Raw genomic sequence first — 20,635 nt, 5'->3', positions numbered from 1 at the left:
CCGGGATCGTCAGGTCGCGAGGAGCCGACGCAGGTGCGTGGCGACGGCGGCGGTCTCGATGAGGAAGCCGTCGTGGCCGAAGTCGCTCGAGAGCACGACCGAGGCGTCGCCGTCGAGCGTGTTCGGGATGCCGCGGGCGATGCGGTGCTGCCCGTCGATGGGGAACAGCCGGTCGCTGTCGATGCCGAGCACGAGCGTCGTGGCGGTGACGCGACGCAGGGCGTCCTCGACGCCGCCGCGGTCGCGACCGACGTCGTGGGAGTTCATCGCCTCGACGAGGGTGAGGTAGCTGTTCGCGTCGAAGCGTCGGGTGAACTTGTTGCCGTGGAAGTCGAGGTACGACTCGACCGCGAAGCGGCCGCCCCGGCCGAGCGGGCTCACGCCCGACTGCCAGGAGCGCTGGAACCGCTGGTTGAGTTCGGTCGGGCTGCGGTAGTTCAACAGCGCCATGCGGCGGGCGAGGGCCAGACCGCGGTGCGGGCCGTCGCCGTCGCCCGCGTCGTAGTACTCCCCGCCCGCGAAGCGCGGGTCCACGCGGACCGTGTCCAGCTGCACGGAGTTCAGCGCGATCTGATCGGCCGTGGTGACCGGCGGTGCCGACAGGATCGCCGCGCGTTCGACGCGACCGGGGTGCCCGACGGCCCACTCGAGGGCGTGCATGCCGCCCATCGAGCCGCCGACGACGGCGTGCCAGCTCTGCACCCCGAGCCGGTCGGCGAGGAGGGCCTGGGCGGCGACCTGATCGCGGATCGTGAGATACGGGAAACGGGAGGCCCACTCGTAGCCGTCGGGCGCGATGCTCGCGGGACCGGTGGAGCCCTGGCATCCGCCCAGCATGTTCGGGGCGACGACGAAATAGCGGTCGGTGTCGATCGCCGCTCCCGGCCCGACGAGGTCGCTCCACCAACCGGCGGTGGGGTGCCCGGGAGCTGCGGCGCCTCGCACATGGCTGTCGCCGGTGAGCGCGTGCAGGATGAGCACCGCGTTGTCGCGGGACGGGGACAGCTCGCCCCACGTCTCGTAGGCGAGGCGCACGTGCGGCAGGGACTCGCCGTTCTCGGTCTCGAACATGCCGAACGAGGCGAACAGGCGGTCCCCGGCCGGGTCGCCGTCGCGCCACGCGCCCGTCGCGGGCGGACGACCGAGGAGCGAGCGGGCGTCGGCCTCCGTCACCGGGGCCGAGGGCACCGTGTCTTCGGAGATCTGCCAGTCCATGGCATCCATTCTCGCCCGTGCGGAAGGGGTCGATCGGACTGTTACGGTCGCAGACCGCGTTGGTCGCCGATGTCAAGAACCCGTCGTCTCGCGGGTGGGCTCGCCATGATCGCGGCATGGCGAACTTCCTCCTCATCGCGGCCTCGAGCGACATCGGTCAGGCGACGGCGAAGCGACTCCGTGACGCGGGGCACCGCGTCCTCACCACCGCCCGGGACTCCTCGCGGATCGAGCCCGATTTCCGCCTGGACGCCACGGACTTCGACGCCGTGGACCGCGTCGTCGGCGAGGCGGGTGAGCTCGACGGCATCGCCGTGTTCGCGGGCTCGATGCTGCTCAAGCCCGCGCATCTGACCTCGCGCGAGCAGTACGACGAGCTCATCGGCGCGTCGCTCACCACCTCCTTCGCGGCGGTGCGTGCGGCGGGTTCGCACATGCGCGGCGGGGGAGCGGTGGTGCTGGTGTCGTCGGCGGCGGCCCTGGCCGGACTGCCGAACCACGACGGCATCGCCGCGGCGAAGGCCGGCGTGATCGGCCTTACGCTGTCGGCCGCGGCGAGCTACGCGGCGCACGGCCTGCGTGTGAACGCCGTGGCGCCGGGACTCGTGCAGACGCGGCTGACCGAGAAGCTCACCTCGAGCGACATGTCGCGGAAGGTGTCCGAGGCGATGCACCCGCTCGGCCGCCTCGGCGAGCCCGACGACGTCGCCCGGGCGGTGGAGTTCCTGCTCGCGCCGGAGAACGCGTGGATGACGGGCCAGGTGCTCGGCGTCGACGGCGGGCTCGGGAGCCTGCGCCCGCGGCAGAAGGTCTGACCGCCCTCGTGGCGTGAGTCGCCAAGGTTTGTCGCTTCGGCAGGCCCTGAAGCGACAAATTGTGGCGACTCACGCTCGGGATGCGGCGGGTCAGGCGCGCGCGGGCATGGGGCCCGCCAGGGAGGGGAGGAGAATCCGGGAGGGGAGGAGGAGCGGGCGGCGTTCGGCCCTCCCGTGCCCGGATCTCCTCCCTTCGCGGGCTGCCCCGCGGCTGACGCGCCGGGATGCGCGAACGCCCCGACCCGGGTGGGGGCGGGGCGTTCGGCGTCTACGGCGGCTCAGGCGCGCGCGGCCTCCGAGAGGCGTCGCGCGGCGGCGAGGGCCTGATCGAGGTCGGCCTTGAGGTCGTCGATGTTCTCGAGACCCACCGACAGACGCACGAGACCGGGGGTCACGCCCGCGGTCAGCTGCTGCTCGGGCGTGAGCTGCGAGTGGGTCGTGGATGCCGGGTGGATGACGAGCGAGCGCACGTCGCCGATGTTGGCGAGGTGGCTGAACAGGCTCAGCGAGTTGACGAACTCGCGACCCGCTTCGACCCCGCCCTTGAGCTCGAACGACAGCACCGCGCCGACGCCCTTGGGGGCGTAGTTGTTGGCGGCGGCGTACCACGGCGAGGTGGGCAGACCCGAGTAATTGACGCTCGCGACGTCGGGGTGCGACTCCAGCCACTCCGCGATCTCCTGCGCGTTCTGCACGTGGCGCTCGATGCGCAGCGACAGGGTCTCGATGCCCTGGATGAGCTGCCACGCGCTCTGCGGCGAGATCGAGGCACCGAGGTCGCGCAGCAGCTGCACGCGGGCCTTGATCACGTAGGCGAGCCCGTCGCCGACCGCCTGGGTGTAGACGGCGCCGTGGTACGAGGGGTCGGGCGTGGTGAGACCCGGGAAACGGTCGGAGTGCTCCGACCACGGGAAGCGCCCGCCGTCGACGATGACGCCGCCGATCGTGGTGCCGTGTCCACCGAGGAACTTCGTCGCCGAGTGCACGATGATGTCGGCCCCGTGCTCGAAGGGACGGATCAGGAACGGCGTGGCGATCGTGTTGTCGACGATGAGCGGCACACCGGCCTCGTGCGCCACGTCGGCCACCGAGCGGATGTCGAGCACGTTGATCTTCGGGTTGCCGATGGTCTCGGCGAAGAAGAGCTTCGTGTTGGGGCGGACAGCCGCGCGCCACTCCTCGGGGTCGTCCTGGTTCTCAACGAACGTCGTCTCGATGCCGAGCTTGGCGAGGGTGTACTTGAACAGGTTGTAGGTACCGCCGTAGATCGAGCTCGACGAGACGATGTGGTCGCCCGCCTGCGCGATGTTCAGCACGGCGAAGGTCTCGGCCGCCTGTCCGCTGGCGACGAGGAGGGCGCCGGTGCCGCCCTCGAGGCCCGCGACGCGCTGCTCGACGACGTCCTGCGTGGGGTTCTGGATACGCGTGTAGATGTTGCCGAACTCGGACAGCGCGAAGAGGTTCGCCGCGTGGTCGGCGTTGTCGAAGACGTACGAGGTGGTCTGGTAGATCGGGGTGGCGCGGGCCTTGGTGACCGGGTCGGGCTGGGCGCCCGTGTGGATCTGCTTGGTCTCGAAACGCCAGTTCTCGGGTGCCGACATGGCTGCTCCTCAGGTCTGGGGGTCGGGGCGGTCGCCGCGACCTTTTGCGAGCGTAGACATCCCCTTCCGATGCCGACAAGCGTCCCGGACACGGGCCGTAACACCCAGCTCTCGCGCCCCCCGGCGGAGGCGCGGCGCGATCCGAGGGCCCGCCCCGAAGCCGGTGGACCCTGCGACGGAGCGGCGTGTCGGAGGTCGCCGGTAGCGTGGATGCCATGACGCGACGCGCAGTGGTGACCGGGGCCAGTTCGGGTATCGGAGAGGCGACGGCACGACTGCTGCGCGCACGCGGGTGGGACGTCGTGGGGGTCGCCCGCCGCGCCGAGCGCCTGGCCGCCCTCGAGGCCGAGACCGGGGTCGTGGCGCACGCGGCCGACCTGACCGACGCCGACGCCGTCTCGGCGCTCGCCGCCTGGCTCGACGAGACCGGCGGCGTCGACGCCGTGGTGCACGTCGCCGGAGGGGCGCGCGGCAGCGACCGCGTCGAAGACGGCGACCCCGAGGACTGGCGCTGGATGTTCGAGGCGAACGTACTGTCGGGGCAGCGGCTCGTGGCATCCCTCCTCCCGGCTCTGCGTCGCGCGGCCGAGACGACCGGTCACGCCGACCTGCTGTTCGTCACCTCGACCGCCGCGCAGACGGCGTACCCCGGCGGCGGCGGGTACAACGCCGCGAAGGCGGGGGAGGCGATGCTCGTGCACGCTCTGCGGCAGGAGCTCAACGGCGAACCGCTCCGCGTGATCGAGATCGCCCCGGGCATGGTGCGCACCGAGGAGTTCACCCTCAACCGTCTGGGCGGCGACAAGGATGCCGCCGACAAGCTCTACGAGGGCGTCGAGGCGCCGCTGGTGGCCGACGACGTCGCCGACGTGATCGCGTACGCGCTCGAAGCGCCGGCGCACGTCAATCTCGACCTCGTCACGATGCGCCCGGTCGCGCAGTCGGCGCAGCACCTGCTGGCGCGCGGACCGCTGCGCACGCGGTGACCGCACGGGGCTGACGTGGCCGAGGCGAGGGTGCTCGACATCGATGCGCTGCGCGCTCGACCCAGCCGGGCCGAGGTCTCGCGCTTCTGGAGGCGGTTCCGGCAGGACAACCCTCGCGCGCGTGACCCCGAGGGTCGGGGCCGACGCATCGCGCTCACCGTCAACGTCGTGCTCCTGGCGACCGTCGTGCTGGTGCTCTCGCTCGTCATCGCGTCCGAGATCCGCCGGGGCGGCGACGCGGTTCCGATCATGGTCGTCATCGCGCTGCTCATGCTCGCGGCGCTCGTCCTGTGCGCGTCGCTGCTGCGGCGCGCGAGCCGACGACGAACCCCGCCTCGGGTGCACTGGGCCCTGGCGCACTTCGCGCAGGACAACGCCCTCGAGTACACGCCCGGACCCCGGTCGGGAACGATGCGGGCGTGGTGGAGCATGACGGGTCACAGCGTCTCCCGCGCGATGTCGCGCCGCACGCCCGATGGGCGGAGGGTCGAGTGGGCGGACTACGAGATCCGCAATGCCACCTCGGCCTTCACCTACCCGCCGGTCGGCGGCTGGATCGCGATCGGCCTGCGCCGTCCCCTGCCGCACATGATCGTGCGGGCGACCCGGCGCGGCACGCGGGCGTTCGCCGTCGCGGCGGTTCCCGACGCCGGACAGCGGCTCTCTCTCGAGGGGGATTTCGACGAGCACTTCGCGCTGTACTGCCCCGAGGGATACGAAGCCGACGCGCTCTACCTGTTCACGCCCGACGTGATGGCCCAGGCGATCGACGATGCGGGCGGGTGGGACATCGAGATCGTCGACGATCTGCTGCTGATGGTGCACCCGCGCGATGTCGTCACGACCGACCCCGAGCGGTGGGTCGAGGTCGTCCGCACGGCGGACGCCTTCGTGTCGAAGCTGGAGCAGTGGGAGCGGTGGCGCGAAACGCAACACCGGGAGGAGCCGCCCGGGCGGGGTGCTCTTCGCGGCTCGACCGGCGTCGCGCCGGCGGGACGACGCCTGCGTACCTCGTGGGGAGTCTTCGCGTGGCTGACGTTCGGTCTCGTCGCGGCGCTGTTCGTCGGAATGGTCGTGGTGGCCCTCCTCTGATCGGTCCGGCGCCGCGTGCACGACGTTTCGGCGGTCACGAGACGCTGCGAGGGGCAGAGACCCCCAGGAGACTCAGGCGAGATCGCCGCGCGCCGCCGTCGCCGAGACCCCGGCCTCGTCGGCATCCGCGAAGGCGACCTTGGGCACGAAACACAGCAGCAGGGCGGCGAGGAAGCCGCCCGCGCTGCAGATGAGCCACACGGTGACGTAGCCCGCGAGGGGCGCGGCGGTGCCGATCGCCGCTCCGGCCCCGCCGGCGAGGACCACCCCGAAGATCGCCGACGACATCGTGCCGCCGATGGTCTTGGTCGTATTCGTCAGCGCCGAGGCGACGCCGGTCTGCCCGCGGGGGGCGGCGGCCGCGGCGGCCGCCGGCATGGCCGCCACGAGGGCCCCCGACCCGAGGCCCGCGATGCTCAGGCAGAGCAGCACCTGCCACAGCTCCGTGTGCAACGGGAGGAACAGCGCGTAGCCGATGCCGACGAGCGCGGCCGCGCCGATCAACGTGACCCGGGGACTCGCGCGACGAGAGGTGACGGCGAACAGCACGGCGCCGACGATGAGCGAGACCAGGTAGACACCGATCACGTTCGAGCGGTCCGACGCGTCGAGACCGAGTCCGTACCCGAGCGATCGGTCGGTTCCGGCGTAGGTCGCGAGCGGGCCCTGCGCACCGAGCAGGCTGATGCCGACGAGGAACGCGGTGGCCTGCACCGGCCACATCTCGGGACGGCGCAGAACGCGGATGTCGACCGCGGGGTCGCTCTGGCGCAGCTCGAACATCACGAAGGCGACGCCCAGAGCGACGCCCGCAGCGAGGAGCCCGACGATGACGACCGGCCCCGGCCCCACGGGGAGACGCACGAACGACAGCGCGCCGGTCACGCACAGCAGAGCCGCGGCGAGGAGGACGAATCCGCCCACGTCGAGCCGCCGTCCGGTCTCGGAGGGCTGCGATTCGGGCACGCCCCGCCAGATCACCACGCACACCACGGTGACGACCACCGCCGGGATCGCGAGCGAGAGGCGGAGGTCGCCCCCGCTGGCGGCGAAGATGCGCCCCGCCGCGAGAGCGCCGATGATGGCACCCGCCTGCAGGCCCACGACCAGAAGCCCCGCGGCGCGTCGCGTCTGCGACACGCCTCTCCGCTGGCGTCGGCCGCGGTCGAAGATCAGCGCGATCTCCAGCGGCAGCCACACGACGTAGAACCCCTGCAGGGCCCAGGCGAGCAGGAACGTCGTGAAGGAGTCGGCGAAGACCAGCCACCAGCTGGCCGCCGCGGTCGCCACGGCTGAGAGCAGCAGGATGCGCTTGTGACCGAACATGTCGCCGAGCTTGGCGAGCACCGGCAGCACCAGCGCCGACAGCAGCAGCTGCGCCGCCTCGAACCAGTTCACGTCGGCGTCGCGGATGCCGAGATGCTCGACGATGTCGGGCAGCAGAGGCACGTAGAACCCCTGGAGGATGCCGCTGGCGAGCTCGACCAGCACGAACCACCCGATGAGGCCCGCGGTCACCCCGAGCGCGGAGCCGCGCACCCGGCCGACCGCGCCGGAGACGCGTGACATGGCGCGACAGTAGCACCGCGCGCGGCGGCATCCGTCCCTTCTCGCGGTGGGGGCGGCGCACGGCGAGACGCCCGGCCGCGACGGAGCCGCGGCGCCGGGGGAGCGGCATCCGGGAACGCCCTAGGGTGAGAGCAGTCGACGAGAGGAGCCCGCGGTGGCGGACGAGCGCGAGCGGTTGAGCTGGGACGACTTCGGAGCGGCGACGCGCGCGATCTCGCGGACGATCGTGGCCGACGGCTTCGAGCCCGAGGTGGTCGTGGCGATCGCCCGCGGCGGGCTCCTGCCGGGAGGCGCCATCGCCTACGGCCTCGGCGCCAAGAACTGCGGGGCCCTGAACGTGGAGTTCTACACCGGTGTCGGCACGGTGCTCGACGCGCCCGAAGTGCTTCCGCCCGCTCTCGACCTGTCGTACCTGTCGGGGCGACGGGTGCTGCTGGTCGACGACGTCGCCGACAGCGGACGCACGCTCGACCTCGCCGTCCGGCTCCTCGGCCGGCACGGCGCCGAGGTGCGTTCCGCGGTGATCTACACCAAGCCGTCCACCATCATCCAGCCCGACTACTCGTGGAAGGACACCGACCTGTGGATCGACTTCCCATGGTCGGCCCTCGGGTCGGTGCATGAGGAAGACGCGGCGTGACGGCGAAGACCCTCGCCGAGCTCGCGCAGGCAGGGCTCATCGACGCCTCCTGGGTGGAGCCGCTCGCTCCTGTCGCGTCCGACATCGCCGCCGTCGGCGAACGACTGCGCGCGGAGGGCAAGCCGTACCTGCCCGCCGGCGAGCTCGTGCTGCGGGCCTTCCGCATCCCCCTCGACTCGGTGCGCGTGCTCATCGTCGGGCAGGATCCCTACCCCACCCCCGGGCACCCGATCGGGCTGTCGTTCGCCGTCGACCCGCACGTGCGCCCCCTCCCGCGCAGCCTGGCCAACATCTACCGTGAACTCTCCGACGACCTCGGCATCGCCCCCGCACCGCACGGCGACCTTTCGGCGTGGGGCGCTCAGGGCGTCATGTTGCTGAACAGGGTGCTGACCGTGGCGCCGGGGGAGCCGGCATCCCACCGCGGTTGGGGATGGGAGCGCGTCACCGAGCACGCCATCCGGTGTCTCGTCGCACGGGACGCGCCCCTGGTCGCCGTGCTCTGGGGCAAGGATGCCGCCAACCTCGCGCCCCTGCTCGGCGAGACCGCGATCGTGTCGTCGGCGCACCCCTCCCCGCTCTCGGCGCGGCGCGGATTCTTCGGTTCCCGGCCCTTCTCGCGGGTCAACGCCCTGCTCGAGACGCAGGGGGCTCCGGCCGTCGATTGGCGCCTTCCGTCCTGAGGGCGGCGCCGCGCGGCCCGCGGACACACGCCCGAAACGGGGGCGGCCGTAGAGTGGCGACGTGCTGGAAGAGGAGTACGAGAAGAGCCGCCGGCGGCTGCCCGCGCATCTGCGCCGTGCGCCCGAGCCCGAGCAGCCCTTCTCGTTCGAGATCCGGCCGGCGACCGAGGCCGACATCCCCGACATCCGCGAGATCTACAACTACTACGTGCGCAACTCCGTCGTGACCTTCGACGAGAAGGCGTGGCCCCTGGCCAAATGGCGCGACAAGTTCGCCACCCTGCACAAGCTCGGGCTGCCGTTTCTGGTTGCACAGTCGCCGAGCGGCCAGATCCTCGGCTACGCCCTCGTTCAGCCCTGGCAGTCGAAGTCGGCGTACCGCTACACCGTCGAGAACTCGATCTACCTGGGTCAGGCGGCCGCGGGGAAGGGCCTCGGGCGTGCGCTGCTCGAGGCGCTCATCGATGCCTGCCAGGAGCTCGGCATCCGCGAGATGGTCGCTGCGATCAGCGACAAGGGCGCCGACGCGTCGATCGCCCTGCATGAGAAGCTCGGCTTCACCGAGGTGGGCCGCATGGGTCGCGTCGGGTTCAAGTTCGGGCGGTGGCTCGGGGTCGTGTACCTGCAGAAGAGCATCCCGTCGAAGAAGAAGCGGCGGAGGCTGTTCGGCTGAGGCTGTGCGGGGCTGCGGCTCGGCGGGGCGGGGGCGGCCGCGCTGCGGGGTGCCGGACTCCGGAGTTTTGGTGCGCGGATGCCGCTTCTCGGGTTTGTGGGTGGTTTAGCGCCGCGATTTTCCGGAGTTCCGCTCGGCCGCGCCGACCGCGCGGCGGTGAGTTCGGGCGCGGGGACGCGGGCGGCGGCACGAGCGTGGCGCGGGCCCTGCGGAGGCGCGGCGGGGCTGCCGCACGTGCCGAACTCCGGAGTTTCGGTGCGCGGATGCCGTCTCCCGAGCTCGCGGGTGATGTGGCGCCGCGTTTCTCCGGAGTTCGGCGAGTCCGGCCGGTGCGACCACGGCGGGTTGTGGCGCGGCAGCACGAGCGCCGCCCGCGGCGCGGGAGGACCGGCGCGAGCGTAGGGCCGCGGCGGCCGAGAGCGCGCGTCAGGGCCGCGGCGGCATGTGACGCGCGCCAGGGCCGCGGCGGCAGAGAGCGCGCGTCACGGCCGCGGCGGCAGAGAGCGTGCGTCAGGGCCGCGGCGGCAGAGGACGGGCGTCAGGGGCGCGGCGCGGAGGGCGCGGCCTGGCGCACCTCGTCGACGAGGCTGCGCCACGGGCCCTCGAGCTGACCGTCGCCCAGACGCGCCTGATGCACGGCCGTGTCGCCCCGGTGCACTTCGATGCGCCATTGGTAGCGGTCGGCACCGGGGGAGGCGGAGGGGGCCTGGTCCCACGGGCAACTGTCGACGAGCTGCCGCCATCGGGGGAGCCGCTCCGGTTCGGGCTCGGCCCGCCACTGCTTCGACAGGCCGGCGATTCCGCCGGAGCGCACGACCAGCACGCTCCAGCGCTCTTCGGTCTCAGGCTGCGGCATCCTCCATGACGCCGACTCCGGCCCATGCGGCGCGGACGGCGGCGACCTCCTCCGACTCCTCACCGTACTCCGCGGCCGCGGCCGCGAGGGTCGCGGCAGAGAAGGAGCGGAAGTCGGCGGTGGACGAGAGGGTGCCGGCGGTGATCGTGCGGTACCAGATGAGACCGGCGCGCTCCCAGGCGAAACCGCCCAGCGCGGTGGCGGCCAGGTAGAACGCGCGGTTGGGGATGCCGGAGTTGATGTGCACCCCGCCGTTGTCGTCCTGCGTCTCGACGTAGTCGCGCATGTGCCCGGGCTGCGGATCTTTGCCGAGCACGTCGTCGTCGTACGCGGTGCCCGGCGCCTTCATCGAGCGCAGCGCCTCGCCCTGCACGGCGTCGGCGAAAATGCCCTCGCCGATCAGCCAGGTCGCCTGCTCGACGCTCTGCCCGAGGTGATGCTGCTCGGCGAGCGCGCCGAATACGTCGGAGAGCGACTCGTTCAGAGCCCCCGACTGCCCCTGATATTCGAGCCCCCCGGCGGCCTCGGTCACGCCGTGGCCCAGCTCGTGCGCGATCACGCTCAGGGAGCGCGTGAAGCCGACGAACACCTCGCCGTCGCCATCGCCGAACACCATGCGCTCGCCGTTCCAGAACGCGTTGTCGTAGTCGTCGCCGTAGTGCACCGTCGCCAGGAGCGAGCCGCCGGCGGCGTCGATCCCGTCGCGTGCGAAGGCGTCCCAGAAGAAGTCGTAGGTCGCGCCGAGGCCGTCGTAGGCTTCGTCGACCGCGGAGTCGCCGGTGGGACCGTCGTCTTCGCTTCGGACGCGACGACCCGGCAGGTTCTCGGTGTTCGCCGCGTCGGAGATGATGCGATCGGGCGCGGGCCCGGTCTCGGCGACCAGGGTGTCGCCGTCGATCGACAGGCGCAGGCGTGTGCGCGTGGGGCGCGGCGGACGCGGGGCGGCGAGGGTCTTGCGCGCGGCGGCGGCGGCGCGGGCGAGGCGCGGGTCGTCGGTGGAGGCGAGCCGATCGAGCAGGAACGGGGGAACGATTCCGGGGGTCATGCGCCGAGGCTAGCGCCGACCCCCGACATCGCGGCATCCCTTGTGAGGAACCGGCGCGATCCCTCCGTGACGCCGGGCGGCCGGCATCCGTCACCGGAACGGGCGATGCGGCGAGAAGAGGGGGTCCGAGCGGAACAGCCCGCTCTCATGACGTCCCGCTGCCGCCACCGTCGCCGCAGCACGGCGCAGCCCGCCCTCAGGCCGGCAACGTCGGAATGGATGCCAGCAACTGGCGCGTGTACGCCGCCTGCGGCTGCAGCAGCACCTTCTCGGTCGGCCCCTGCTCGACGATGCGGCCGTCCTTCATCACCACGACCTGGTCGCACACGTTCTGCACGACGCCGATGTCGTGCGAGACGAGCACGAGGGTGAGCTGCTTCTCGGTCCGCAGACGCGCGATGAGGCGCAGGATCTGCGCGCGCACGGTGACGTCGAGCGCCGACAGCGGCTCGTCGCCGACGAGGATCCGAGGCCGGTGCACGATCGCGCGGGCGAGGGCGATGCGCTGGCGTTGGCCGCCGGAGAACTCGTGCGGGAAGCGCGTAGCCATGTCGGCGTCCAGACCCACCTGCTCGAGGACCTCGCGCACCCGCGCGCGGCGGTCGCCGTCGATGCCGAGGGCCCAGAGCGGCTCGCCGACGATGCGCTCGACGCTCATGCGGGGATCGAGCGAGGCGTAGGGGTCCTGGAACACGATCCCGGTCGCCCGGCGCAGCCAGTGCAGCGACCGTGCCGAGCCGCGCGCGTCGACGGCCCGACCGTCGACCTCGACGGTTCCGGCGCTCGGCGCGTCGAGACCGAGCAGCAGACGCACCAGCGTGGACTTGCCCGACCCCGACTCGCCGATGATGCCCACCGCACTGCCGGCGAGCACCGAGAGGTCGACGTCGGCGAGACCCACGGTTCGCTCGGCCCGCCCGATGCCCCGCGCCCGCGGAGTGGGATAGGTGCGGGACAGGCCCCGCGCGCGCAACAGCGTCTCGGTCACGGGGTCTCCTCGGAGGGGTCGACCGCGCTCCCGCGGGCGGGGAGTTCGGGATGCCACAGGGTGGCTGTCGCATCCCGCAGCAGCGCCTGCGTGACGGGCGAGGACGGCGCCTTCAGGAGATCGACGACCGCGCCCTCCTCGACCACTCTTCCGTGCTCGAGGACGACGGCGTGGGTGGCGACCTGCGCGAGGACCGCGAGGTCGTGCGTGATGAAGACGAGGGACATGCCGGCATCCTGGACGAGGGAGCGCAGGAGCGACAGGACGCCCGCCTGGATCGTGACGTCGAGGGCCGTGGTCGGCTCGTCGGCGATGAGCAGCCGCGGGCGGCACGCGAGCGCCATCGCGATCGCGACGCGCTGACGCTGGCCGCCGGAGAGCTGGTGCGGGTAGCGCGAGACGATCCGATCGGGGTCGGGCAGGGCCACGCGCTCGGCCTCGACGACGGCGCGACGCAGCGCCTCGCGGCGCGAGATGCCCTCGTGGATGCGCACCGACTCGCCGATCTGCCGACCCACCGTACGGATGGGGTTCAGAGCCGTGCGGGGCTCCTGGAAGACGATGCCGATGTCGTCGCCGCGCAGGCGCGCGAGCTCGCGATCGGGGAGTCCGAGGATCTCGCGACCGTCCCACCGGATGCTGCCCGAGGCCCGCGCCCCCTCGGGGAGGAGACCGAGCACCGCCAGGGCCGTCAACGACTTCCCCGAGCCGGATTCGCCGATGAGTCCGACCCGCGCGCCGTCGGGGACGTCGAACGACACGCCGTCGACCACCGTGCGACCGCCGATGTCGATGCGCAGGTCTCGCACGACCAGGCTCACACGACCACCCCCGGCACGTGCGTGCGCGCCGCGGGGGTGCGCTCGCCGAGGGTGGGGTCGGCGGCCTCGCGGAGGGCGTCGCCGAGCAGGTTCAGGCCCAGCACGGTCAGCGTGATCGCCACGCCCGGCCAGACGACGGTGAGCGGGTGCACGGCGATGTAGGCCTGGAGGTCGCTGAGCAGGACGCCCCACGAGGGCTGGGTCACGGGAGCTCCGAAGCCCAGGTACGACAGCCCTGCCTCGGCGAGCACGGCCACGGCCATGCCCCACGACAGCTGCACGATGAACACCGGCGCCACGTTGGGGAGCAGGTGCCGGGTGAGGTTCTGCCCGGTCGACAGCCCGCTCGCGCGGCCGGCGAGCACGAAGTCGCTGTGCAGCACGCGTCGCAGCTCCGGCCGCGTCACGCGCGCGACGTTCACGCCGAAGCCGATGCCCACCGACCAGATCACCACGGCGAGGGAACCGCCCCACACCGCGGAGATCATCATCGCGATGATGAGCACCGGGAACGCGATGAGGATGTCGACGAGCACCGCCACGCCCTCCCGGACCCAGCGTGCCGTGAGAGCGCCCAGGGCTGCCAGGGCGATACCGAGGACGGATGCCACCGCACCCGCGCCGACGGCCACGATCACGGTCGTGCGCGCTCCGGCCATGAGCAGACTCGCGATGTCGCGGCCGCTGTTGTCGGTGCCGAGCACGTGCGGCCACGACGGGTCCGCCCACCGCGCGCGGGCGTCGACGGCGGCGGGGTCGAAGGGCGTCCAGACGAGCGACACCAGCGCGGTCGCGATGACGAGGACGACGATCAGGATGCCGAACCGCCCGGTCCACAGGCTCCAGAGGCGTCTCATGGTGCTCATGCGGCCTCCCTCTGCCGGGGGTCGATGAGGCGATGGGCGAGGTCGACGAGGAAGCCGACGATCAGGACGAAGCCGGTGAGGGCCAGCAGCTCGCCCTGCACCTTGGGCAGGTCGCGCGAAGCGACGTCGGCGACCAGCATGCGTCCGACGCCCGGGAGGGTGAACAGCTGTTCGATGACGACTGCGCCGACGATGATCCCGGCGACCTGCAGGCCGAGCACCGTGATGACCGACAGCCCCACGTTCGGCAGACCGTGGGAGAGCAGGGCGCGCGTGCGGGTCAGGCCCTTCGCGGCGGCGGTGCGGACGTAGTCCTGGCCGACCGCCTGGAGCGTCGCGCTGCGCACGAACCGCAGGAGCATCGCGCCCTCGACGACGCCGATCGTCAGGGCGGGCAGGACGAGGGCGCGCACCGCCGCGGCGGGGTCGTTCCATCCCGCGCGGGGGAAGCCCTGCGGCGGCAGCCAGCCGAGCCAGACGGCGAACACCACCACGAGCATGAGACCCGCCCACACCACCGGGACGGCCGCCAGCGCCTGCGCGACGACGCTGAGCGCGGTGCCCGCGACCCGGCGACGGCCGAGCGCTGAGAGCACCCCGAACGGGATGCCGACGACGAGGGCGACCGTCAGGGACATCACCGCCAGGGGTACCGTCACGCGGGCCTTGTCGGCCAATTCGGCCGCCACGGAGGTGCCGGTGATCAGCGAGGTGCCGAGGTCACCGCGGAACACCCCGCCGATCCAGTCGACGTACTGCGACAGCAGGGGCGCGTCGAGCCCGAGGCTCGCTCTGACGGCGGCGACCTGCTCGGGCGTCGATTCCGCTCCGGCGATGAGCTGCGCGACGTCTCCGGGGAGGACGCGCAGCGAGACGAAGATCAGCACGCTGGCCACGGCCAGGCCCACCACGAGCAGGCCCAGCCGCGTCAGCGTGTAACGGATCACTCCGCCGCGACCGTCACGCCCGCCAGCGGCAACCGCACGTTGAGCGAGTTCTTCGGGAAGTCGCCGACGTTGGTGCCCACCGCGGTCAGGGGCGTGGACAGGAACAGCCAGTCGGCGGCATCCTCGTCGCTCACGATGCGCGCCGCCTCGGCGAGCAGGTCGGAGGACTGCTGCTCGTCGGTGGTGGCGAGCGCCTGCGTGTAGAGGGCCTGCACCTCGGGGTTGTCGTAGCCGAAGTAGTACGAGGGGTTGGCCCAGTTGCTGAAGTCGCGAGCCTCGACGTGGCGGACGAAGCTGAGGTCGTAGTCCTTGTTCGTGTAGACGTCCTGCAGCCACGCGGTGAAGTCGACCGAGTCGACCTTCAGGGTCACGCCCACGTCGGCGAACGAGGACACTAGGAAGGTGGGGATCGTCGTGGGGTACACGTTGGGGATCGTCAGCGTGAGATCGAGGTTCTCCGCGCCCGCCTCGGCGAGGAGCTCACGCGCGCGGTCGGGGTTGTACGAGATGCTGCCGGAGAGGTCTTCATAGCCGGGGTCGAGCGGCGGGATGGGACCGTAGAGGGTGCTGCCGGATCCCAGCGTCTCGATGAGGGCGTCGTGGTCGATGGACAGACGCAGCGCCTCGCGCACGCGCTGGTCGTTGAGCGGTGCGCGCTGGTTGTTGAACGCCAGGGTGCCCTTGTCGGTGGTCAGGCCCGACTCGATCGCGAAGTTGCCCGTGCCCTCGATCTGGCCGCGCAGTTCGGGGTCGATCTCGAGGGCGACGTCGACGTCTCCGCTGACGGCCGCGTTGACTGCCGCGCTCTGGTCGGGGATGTAGTCGAGCACGACGGAGGCGACGCGGGCCTTGTCGCCCCAGTACCCGTCGTAGCGGGCGAGCGTGAGGCTCTGCCCGGTGTTCCAGGACTCGACGCGGAACGGGCCGGTGCCGTTGGCCGCGGTCTGGAAGTTCGTCGTGTCGCCGTTCTTGAAGATCAGACCCGCGCGACCGGTGAGGGCGAACAGGAAGTCGATGTTCGGCTGCGAGAGCGTGACGACGACGGTCGAGGCGTCGGGCGAGGCGATCGACGCCACGTTCGCCAAGTCCGCGCTGTTCTGGATGGTCGCGTCGTCCTTCGCCGTCTGCAGCGACGTCACGACGTCGTCGGCGGTCAGCTCCGACCCGTCGTGGAAGGTCACGCCCGAGCGCAGGGTGAAGGTGTAGGTGAGGCCGTCGGGCGAAACGTTCCACTCGGTGGCCAGCGCCGGCACGATGGCGTTGTCCTGGTCGCCGTCGCGGGTGACGAGGCCCTGGTAGACGTTGTCGATGAGGGCCTGCTCGAGCGCGGCGCCGCTGGTGCGGCGGATGTCGAGGTTCGACGGCTCGAGGCTGAGACGAACGGTGAGGGTCGCGTTCGGGTCGGCCTCTCCGGTCGGGCCGGTGGAGGTGGGGGAGCCGGTGCACGAGGTGAGCAGGAGGGCTCCGATCAGGAGCGCACTCGTGGCGAGGGCGGTGCGGCGCAGCATTGCGGGGTTGTCCTTTCGCAGGCCGAGGGCATCCGGGTGCTGTGGATGCCGTGCAGGGGTGCCAACAGCCTACTTTCACCCGCATTCCCGCGACGTCGCGTGTGACGGTGCGCGACGGCGTATGACGCGGACGGCTGCGGTCAGCCGCGATCGATGATGTCGCGGAGGATCGCGGCCAGTGCCCCCGGGTCCTCCTCGTGCACGTTGTGGCCGGTCGGCAGCTCGCGCACGTCGGCGCCCGGGACGCGGCGGAGGAACTCCTCGGCATCCGGTTCCGTGACGAAACCGCGCGTGCCGCGCACGAGGGTGACGGGTGCCTCGACGGCCGCGATGTCGTCCCAGCCGGTCTCCGACAGCACCGCCTTGACGGCATCGGGGGTCGAGGGGTCCTCCCCGGCGTTCGCGGCCGCCGCCGCGAGATGGGCGAAGTGGTGCTTCCACTCCACCCGTCCATCGGCCCGCACCCGGGAGTTGAGGAAGACGCCTCGCGTGGCCGCCTCGCGGGAGCCGCCGAGACCGAAGGCGAGCGCCCTGTCGACGAGCTCCTCGCGGGAGGTCCAGTCGGTGGGGCCGGCGAAGAAGGCGCGGATCTGTGCGGGACCCGCGCTCGGATCGACCCCGGGGGTGATGTCGACGATGACGAGACGTGCGACGAGGTCGGGTCGGGATGCCGCGACCGCGGCCGCGGTGAGCCCGCCCAGCGAATGACCCACGAGCGTCTGCGGGGCGTCGGTCCACTGTTCCAGCGCGGTGACGATGTCGGGGGTGAGCACGCGGGCGACGTAGGCCGCGTCGTCGCGCCACGACGAGTCGCCGTGACCGGGGAGGTCCAGGACGAGGGCGGGGACGCCCAGGTGCAGCAGCGTGGTGTCCCACGTGTGGGCGTTCAGTCCCGCGCCGTGCAGAAGCGTCACCACCGGGGCGGACTCGCCCCAGCGCAGCCCGCTGAGGCGACGGCCGTCGGCCAGCGTCGTGTCCACGCGGTGCACGGCGGGGAGGTCGCGGCCGAGGTCGGTGGATTGAGCGGGCAGGAACGAGAACTCGTCGAGCGCGGGCATGCGGGACAGCCTGTCATCCGGGGAGCGGATGCCGCCAGCGCGTCGCGGGCAAACCGTCCGTGTCGCCGCGCGTCCGCCCCGTGGGAGGGGAGCGGGCGATCCGTGCGTGTCGCCGTGCGTCGGCCCCGGCGCCGGGGGAGCGGGGCGGACATAGGCTGTCGCCATGGGCGAGGAACGGCGCGTGCACCTGTCGAAGAAGGCTCCCGAGGCGTACGAGGCGCTGCGCTCGTTCTCGACGACGGTCGGCCGCATCGCCGCGGAGGCCGGTATCGACGCGCGGCTGCGCGAGATCGTCCAGATCCACGCCTCGCAGCTCAACGGTTGCGCGTTCTGCGTGCGCGTGCACGTCGACGCGGCGGTCAAGGCCGGCCTCGACGCCGACGTCATCGCGCAGATCGCGACCTGGCGCGAGTCCGGGGTGTTCGACGAGCGCGAGCGAGCGGCTCTCGAACTGACCGAGGCCTTCACCTTCATCCACGAGGGAGGCGTGCCCGACGACGTGTACGACCAGGCGGGCGGCATCCTGAGCGAGCCTGAGTACGTCGCCCTCAGCTGGGTGCTCGTGGCCATCAACGCCTTCAACCGCGTCGCGATCGCCGGCCGCTACCCGGTGCCGCCCCGCTCCGGCGCCCCCGCAGTCGTGTCCCCGGATGCCGCGCCCCCGGCGACGACGGCCCCGCGCGCGCCGCACGTGCATCCGGAGGGCGACGCATGAGCGCATCGCTCGTCTCGGGCGCGGTCAACTTCCGCGATACGGGAGGGCTGCCGGCGGGCGGGCGCCGCACCCGATCGGGTGTGCTCTACCGTTCCGGCAACCTCGTCGCCGTGGACGACGCGGGCGCGCAGACGCTCCGTGACCTCGGCATCCGGCGGGTCATCGACCTGCGCGACGAGTCCGAGGTCGCCCATGCGCCGAGTCGCCTCGACGACTCCGTCGAGATCCAGCACGAACCCCTCTTCCTCGGCTCGGTCGCGTCGTTCTTCACGCGCGACCTCGGCCTCGACGAGATGTACGCCGCCTTGGTCGACGACTCCGCCGACCGGGTCGTGTCCGCGATCCGCGGCATCCTGGACGCGCAGCCCGTGCTCGTGCACTGCACCGTGGGCAAGGACCGCACGGGCGTCACCGTCGCGCTCGCGCTCGCCGCGGCCGGCGTCGACCGCGAGGCGGTCATCGCCGACTATGCCCGCACCGAGGACTTCCTGCCGGCCGAGCGCAACGCGCGGGTCCTCGCGGCCATCCGGGCGGTGCACCCCGACAACCGTCACGCCGAGGCCCTGGCGACCCGCTCGCCCGCGCCGGTCATGCGCACCCTCCTGGAACGGATCGATCGCGAGGCCGGTTCTGTCGCGGACTTCCTCGTCGCGAACGGGATGACCGCGGCCGAGGTCGAGCGGCTGCGCGCGGTGCTGGTCGGCTGAGCGGCAACCGGTCGACATCGAGATACCGAGCGGGAACTCAGGTTAGGCAACCCTTCTTCGGCGGTATAGTGGGAGGCATCATGGCCCCCTCCACCGAGCACAACGACGCCGCCTGCCGCGCGTCGCGGCACACCCGTGTCCAGCACCTCATCACCGCCGACGAGACCTCTCTCGCCGAGCTCGAGACGCTGCTGGCCACCCTGCCGATCTGCTCGACCGGGCGCGTGTTCATCGAGGTTCCCGACGCCACCTGGATCGGCCCCGTCGCCGCTCCCGCGCGTATGACCCTCACCTGGCTCGACCGTTCCCGCCGCGGCGGGGCCCCCGGTACCGGTCGCGCCTGCGCGCCGGGCCAGGCGCTCGTCCGCGCCGTGTCGGGTTGGGCCGGCGAAATGCTGTGCTGCGACGACGATGCGACGCGGATCGTGCTGCTGGGCGGCTACCTCGGCACGGCCGAGATCGTCGACGAGCTCGTGAGCCGCCACGGCGTCGACGCCCAGGCGATCCACACCCCCGAACGCTTCGGACTCGCCACCGCCCGCTGACCGCTCCAGGAACCTTCAACTTCCCCGGGGGACGTAGTTCCCCTCGATCAACCCCGCCTCGATCTCGAAACGGTTGCGCAACGGGTCGCGGCCGGCCAGGGCGTACAGCACGGGCATGAGGAAGCCGTAGCGGCGCCACTGGCGCTGATGCACCGCCTCATGGCCGAGCACGACGTCGGTGGGGCGGTCGTCGCCGGTGAGGAAGCACCCGCCCACGCACACGCCGCCGCGCGGGAAGGCCCACGCCGGCAATCCGCGGAACACCCAGAGGCCGTGCCGCTTCTCGACGCGACCGGTGCTCCACAGCGACCCCCACACCCAGCCGACCGTGCAGCCGTACCAATAGCCGACGCGGCTGACGGGGGAGTCCAGCAGCAGACGCGGGATGAAGCGATCGAGACGACGGCCGCGGGCGACGGCCCGGTCGGCGTGCTCGCGCCAGTCGACCGGGGGGCGGGGGATGGGGCTCACGCGAGAGCCCCGATCAGGCGGAGGATCGTCCCGAGATCGTCGACCGCGGCGGCCGGCGACGACGGGGAGAACTCGGTCAGGGTCGCCCCCGCCAGCGGCATCCGCTCTCGAAGACGGCGGATGGATGCCGCGACGTCGGCGGTCCGCGCGCCGAAGGGCTCGGGCAGGGCGACGCCGGTGATGTCGGCGGGATCGAGCACGTCGAGGTCGACGTGGACGAACACGCGGGATGCGCCGGTCGCCGCCACCGCGTCGGCGAGGCTATCGGGATCGGCGAGGTCGGCGGGGAGCAGCCGGCGCATGCCGTTCTCGTTCGCGAACCGGTGCTCCTCGGCCCCCATCGTGCGGGTGCCGGCCAGCACCACGCGGGAGGGAGGGATGCCGGGCGCCAGGCGCAGCAGCTCGTTCCCGTCTCCGACCAGGGCGCGCAGCACCATGCCGTGGAATGCACCGCTGACGCTGGTGTCGGGGGTGTGAAGGTCGGCGTGGGCATCGAGCCAGACGAGCGCGAGATCGTCGGCGGCGACGGCCGAGACCGCGCCGAGAGCCACGCCGCAGTCCCCGCCCACCACGATCGCGGGCTCCGGGGAGGCGCCGACGGCGTCTTCGATGCTCTGCCGCATCCGGACGAGGGCGCTGAGGCGGTGGATACCGGACCCTTGCGCGTCCCCCGCCTCGGCGGGCACCTCCAGCATCGTGGTGGCGGCGCGCGGCAGGTCGCCGGCGATCGCCTCGGCGCCGTCAATCAGCTGCATCGCGCGCGACGACGACGAGCCCTGCCACTGCGGGGCCACGATGAATCGGGTCATGCGATCTCCTCCGCTGAAAGACGGG

22 protein-coding genes are annotated in these 20,635 nt (G+C 72.2%); 9 read left to right on the top strand and 13 right to left on the bottom strand.

Annotation, left to right across the window (positions count from 1 at the left end; all coding sequences use genetic code 11):
• Positions 1-9: 9 nt before the first annotated feature.
• A complete protein-coding gene (locus Q9R20_RS01780) occupies positions 10-1,215 on the bottom strand; it encodes a homoserine O-acetyltransferase (protein ID WP_311247728.1) in 1,206 nt (401 codons plus the stop codon).
• A gap of 116 nt (positions 1,216-1,331) precedes the next feature.
• On the opposite strand from Q9R20_RS01780, the gene Q9R20_RS01775 reads away from it, so the two are divergent.
• The gene (locus tag Q9R20_RS01775; protein WP_311247727.1) at positions 1,332-2,030 is read left to right on the top strand and encodes an SDR family oxidoreductase; all 699 of its coding nucleotides are present in this window, start codon (positions 1,332-1,334) and stop codon (positions 2,028-2,030) included.
• A 278-nt stretch (positions 2,031-2,308) separates the two neighbouring features.
• Here Q9R20_RS01775 and Q9R20_RS01770 read toward each other — a convergent pair whose 3' ends face one another.
• Entirely contained in the window at positions 2,309-3,631 is a 1,323-nt protein-coding gene (locus Q9R20_RS01770) for a bifunctional o-acetylhomoserine/o-acetylserine sulfhydrylase (RefSeq protein ID WP_311247726.1), read from the bottom strand.
• A gap of 215 nt (positions 3,632-3,846) precedes the next feature.
• Here Q9R20_RS01770 and Q9R20_RS01765 point away from each other — a divergent pair, with 215 nt between their 5' ends.
• Positions 3,847-4,617, top strand: a complete 771-nt coding sequence (locus Q9R20_RS01765) for an SDR family oxidoreductase (protein WP_311247725.1) — start codon at positions 3,847-3,849, stop codon at positions 4,615-4,617.
• Positions 4,618-4,647: 30 nt separating this feature from the next.
• A complete protein-coding gene (locus Q9R20_RS01760) occupies positions 4,648-5,709 on the top strand; it encodes a hypothetical protein (RefSeq protein ID WP_311247724.1) in 1,062 nt (353 codons plus the stop codon).
• Between the two features lie 72 nt (positions 5,710-5,781).
• Here the strand turns inward: Q9R20_RS01760 and Q9R20_RS01755 are convergent, their stop codons facing one another.
• The gene (locus Q9R20_RS01755) at positions 5,782-7,278 is read right to left on the bottom strand and encodes an MFS transporter (RefSeq protein ID WP_311247723.1); all 1,497 of its coding nucleotides are present in this window, start codon (positions 7,276-7,278) and stop codon (positions 5,782-5,784) included.
• A 154-nt stretch (positions 7,279-7,432) separates the two neighbouring features.
• Between Q9R20_RS01755 and Q9R20_RS01750 the strand changes: the two genes are divergently transcribed.
• The 3 genes from Q9R20_RS01750 to Q9R20_RS01740 all read left to right on the top strand — a co-directional run bounded on the left by Q9R20_RS01750 (position 7,433) and on the right by Q9R20_RS01740 (position 9,274).
• On the top strand, positions 7,433-7,918 hold the full coding sequence (locus tag Q9R20_RS01750; protein WP_311247722.1) for a phosphoribosyltransferase: 486 nt from the start codon (positions 7,433-7,435) through the stop codon (positions 7,916-7,918).
• Positions 7,915-8,601, top strand: a complete 687-nt coding sequence (locus tag Q9R20_RS01745) for a uracil-DNA glycosylase (RefSeq protein WP_311247721.1) — start codon at positions 7,915-7,917, stop codon at positions 8,599-8,601. The genes Q9R20_RS01750 and Q9R20_RS01745 overlap by 4 nt, the downstream gene beginning before the upstream one ends.
• 61 nt (positions 8,602-8,662) lie before the next feature.
• Complete coding sequence (locus Q9R20_RS01740) at positions 8,663-9,274, top strand: N-acetyltransferase family protein (protein ID WP_311247720.1); 612 nt, start codon at positions 8,663-8,665, stop codon at positions 9,272-9,274.
• Between the two features lie 538 nt (positions 9,275-9,812).
• On the opposite strand, the gene Q9R20_RS01735 is transcribed toward Q9R20_RS01740, so the two are convergent.
• The 8 genes from Q9R20_RS01735 to Q9R20_RS01700 form a co-directional block, all read right to left on the bottom strand.
• Positions 9,813-10,130 carry a protealysin inhibitor emfourin gene (locus tag Q9R20_RS01735; RefSeq protein ID WP_311247719.1) on the bottom strand — a complete coding sequence of 106 codons (318 nt, stop codon included), beginning with the start codon at positions 10,128-10,130 and terminating at the stop codon, positions 9,813-9,815.
• Positions 10,117-11,175, bottom strand: a complete 1,059-nt coding sequence (locus Q9R20_RS01730; protein ID WP_311247718.1) for a M4 family metallopeptidase — start codon at positions 11,173-11,175, stop codon at positions 10,117-10,119. The genes Q9R20_RS01735 and Q9R20_RS01730 overlap by 14 nt, the downstream gene beginning before the upstream one ends.
• A gap of 196 nt (positions 11,176-11,371) precedes the next feature.
• Positions 11,372-12,163 (bottom strand): ATP-binding cassette domain-containing protein, encoded by a 792-nt coding sequence (locus Q9R20_RS01725; RefSeq protein WP_311247717.1) that lies wholly within the window; start codon positions 12,161-12,163, stop codon positions 11,372-11,374.
• Positions 12,160-12,984 carry an ABC transporter ATP-binding protein gene (locus Q9R20_RS01720; protein WP_311247716.1) on the bottom strand — a complete coding sequence of 275 codons (825 nt, stop codon included), beginning with the start codon at positions 12,982-12,984 and terminating at the stop codon, positions 12,160-12,162. The genes Q9R20_RS01725 and Q9R20_RS01720 overlap by 4 nt, the downstream gene beginning before the upstream one ends.
• A complete protein-coding gene (locus tag Q9R20_RS01715; protein WP_311247715.1) occupies positions 12,981-13,850 on the bottom strand; it encodes an ABC transporter permease in 870 nt (289 codons plus the stop codon). The genes Q9R20_RS01720 and Q9R20_RS01715 overlap by 4 nt, the downstream gene beginning before the upstream one ends.
• Complete coding sequence (locus tag Q9R20_RS01710) at positions 13,847-14,797, bottom strand: ABC transporter permease (protein ID WP_311247714.1); 951 nt, start codon at positions 14,795-14,797, stop codon at positions 13,847-13,849. Before Q9R20_RS01710 ends, Q9R20_RS01715 begins: the two co-directional genes overlap by 4 nt.
• Positions 14,794-16,305 (bottom strand): ABC transporter substrate-binding protein, encoded by a 1,512-nt coding sequence (locus tag Q9R20_RS01705; RefSeq protein ID WP_311247713.1) that lies wholly within the window; start codon positions 16,303-16,305, stop codon positions 14,794-14,796. Before Q9R20_RS01705 ends, Q9R20_RS01710 begins: the two co-directional genes overlap by 4 nt.
• Before the next feature lie 140 nt (positions 16,306-16,445).
• A complete protein-coding gene (locus Q9R20_RS01700) occupies positions 16,446-17,363 on the bottom strand; it encodes an alpha/beta hydrolase (RefSeq protein ID WP_311247712.1) in 918 nt (305 codons plus the stop codon).
• A 163-nt stretch (positions 17,364-17,526) separates the two neighbouring features.
• On the opposite strand from Q9R20_RS01700, the gene Q9R20_RS01695 reads away from it, so the two are divergent.
• The 3 genes from Q9R20_RS01695 to Q9R20_RS01685 all read left to right on the top strand — a co-directional run bounded on the left by Q9R20_RS01695 (position 17,527) and on the right by Q9R20_RS01685 (position 19,330).
• The gene (locus Q9R20_RS01695; protein ID WP_311247711.1) at positions 17,527-18,078 is read left to right on the top strand and encodes a carboxymuconolactone decarboxylase family protein; all 552 of its coding nucleotides are present in this window, start codon (positions 17,527-17,529) and stop codon (positions 18,076-18,078) included.
• Positions 18,075-18,785 (top strand): tyrosine-protein phosphatase, encoded by a 711-nt coding sequence (locus Q9R20_RS01690; RefSeq protein WP_311247710.1) that lies wholly within the window; start codon positions 18,075-18,077, stop codon positions 18,783-18,785. Before Q9R20_RS01695 ends, Q9R20_RS01690 begins: the two co-directional genes overlap by 4 nt.
• 80 nt (positions 18,786-18,865) lie before the next feature.
• The gene (locus tag Q9R20_RS01685) at positions 18,866-19,330 is read left to right on the top strand and encodes an SIP domain-containing protein (RefSeq protein ID WP_311247709.1); all 465 of its coding nucleotides are present in this window, start codon (positions 18,866-18,868) and stop codon (positions 19,328-19,330) included.
• A 15-nt stretch (positions 19,331-19,345) separates the two neighbouring features.
• Here Q9R20_RS01685 and Q9R20_RS01680 read toward each other — a convergent pair whose 3' ends face one another.
• Positions 19,346-19,801 carry a Fe-S oxidoreductase gene (locus Q9R20_RS01680; RefSeq protein WP_311247708.1) on the bottom strand — a complete coding sequence of 152 codons (456 nt, stop codon included), beginning with the start codon at positions 19,799-19,801 and terminating at the stop codon, positions 19,346-19,348.
• Positions 19,798-20,610, bottom strand: a complete 813-nt coding sequence (locus tag Q9R20_RS01675) for an arginase family protein (protein ID WP_311247707.1) — start codon at positions 20,608-20,610, stop codon at positions 19,798-19,800. Before Q9R20_RS01675 ends, Q9R20_RS01680 begins: the two co-directional genes overlap by 4 nt.
• Positions 20,611-20,635 lie beyond the last annotated feature (25 nt).

The sequence above is a fragment of the Microbacterium sp. PRF11 genome (assembly GCF_031844085.1).
GTDB lineage: Bacteria > Actinomycetota > Actinomycetes > Actinomycetales > Microbacteriaceae > Microbacterium.
Note: the sequence above shows the minus strand (reverse complement) of the source record. Positions and strands in the feature narration are given on the sequence as shown.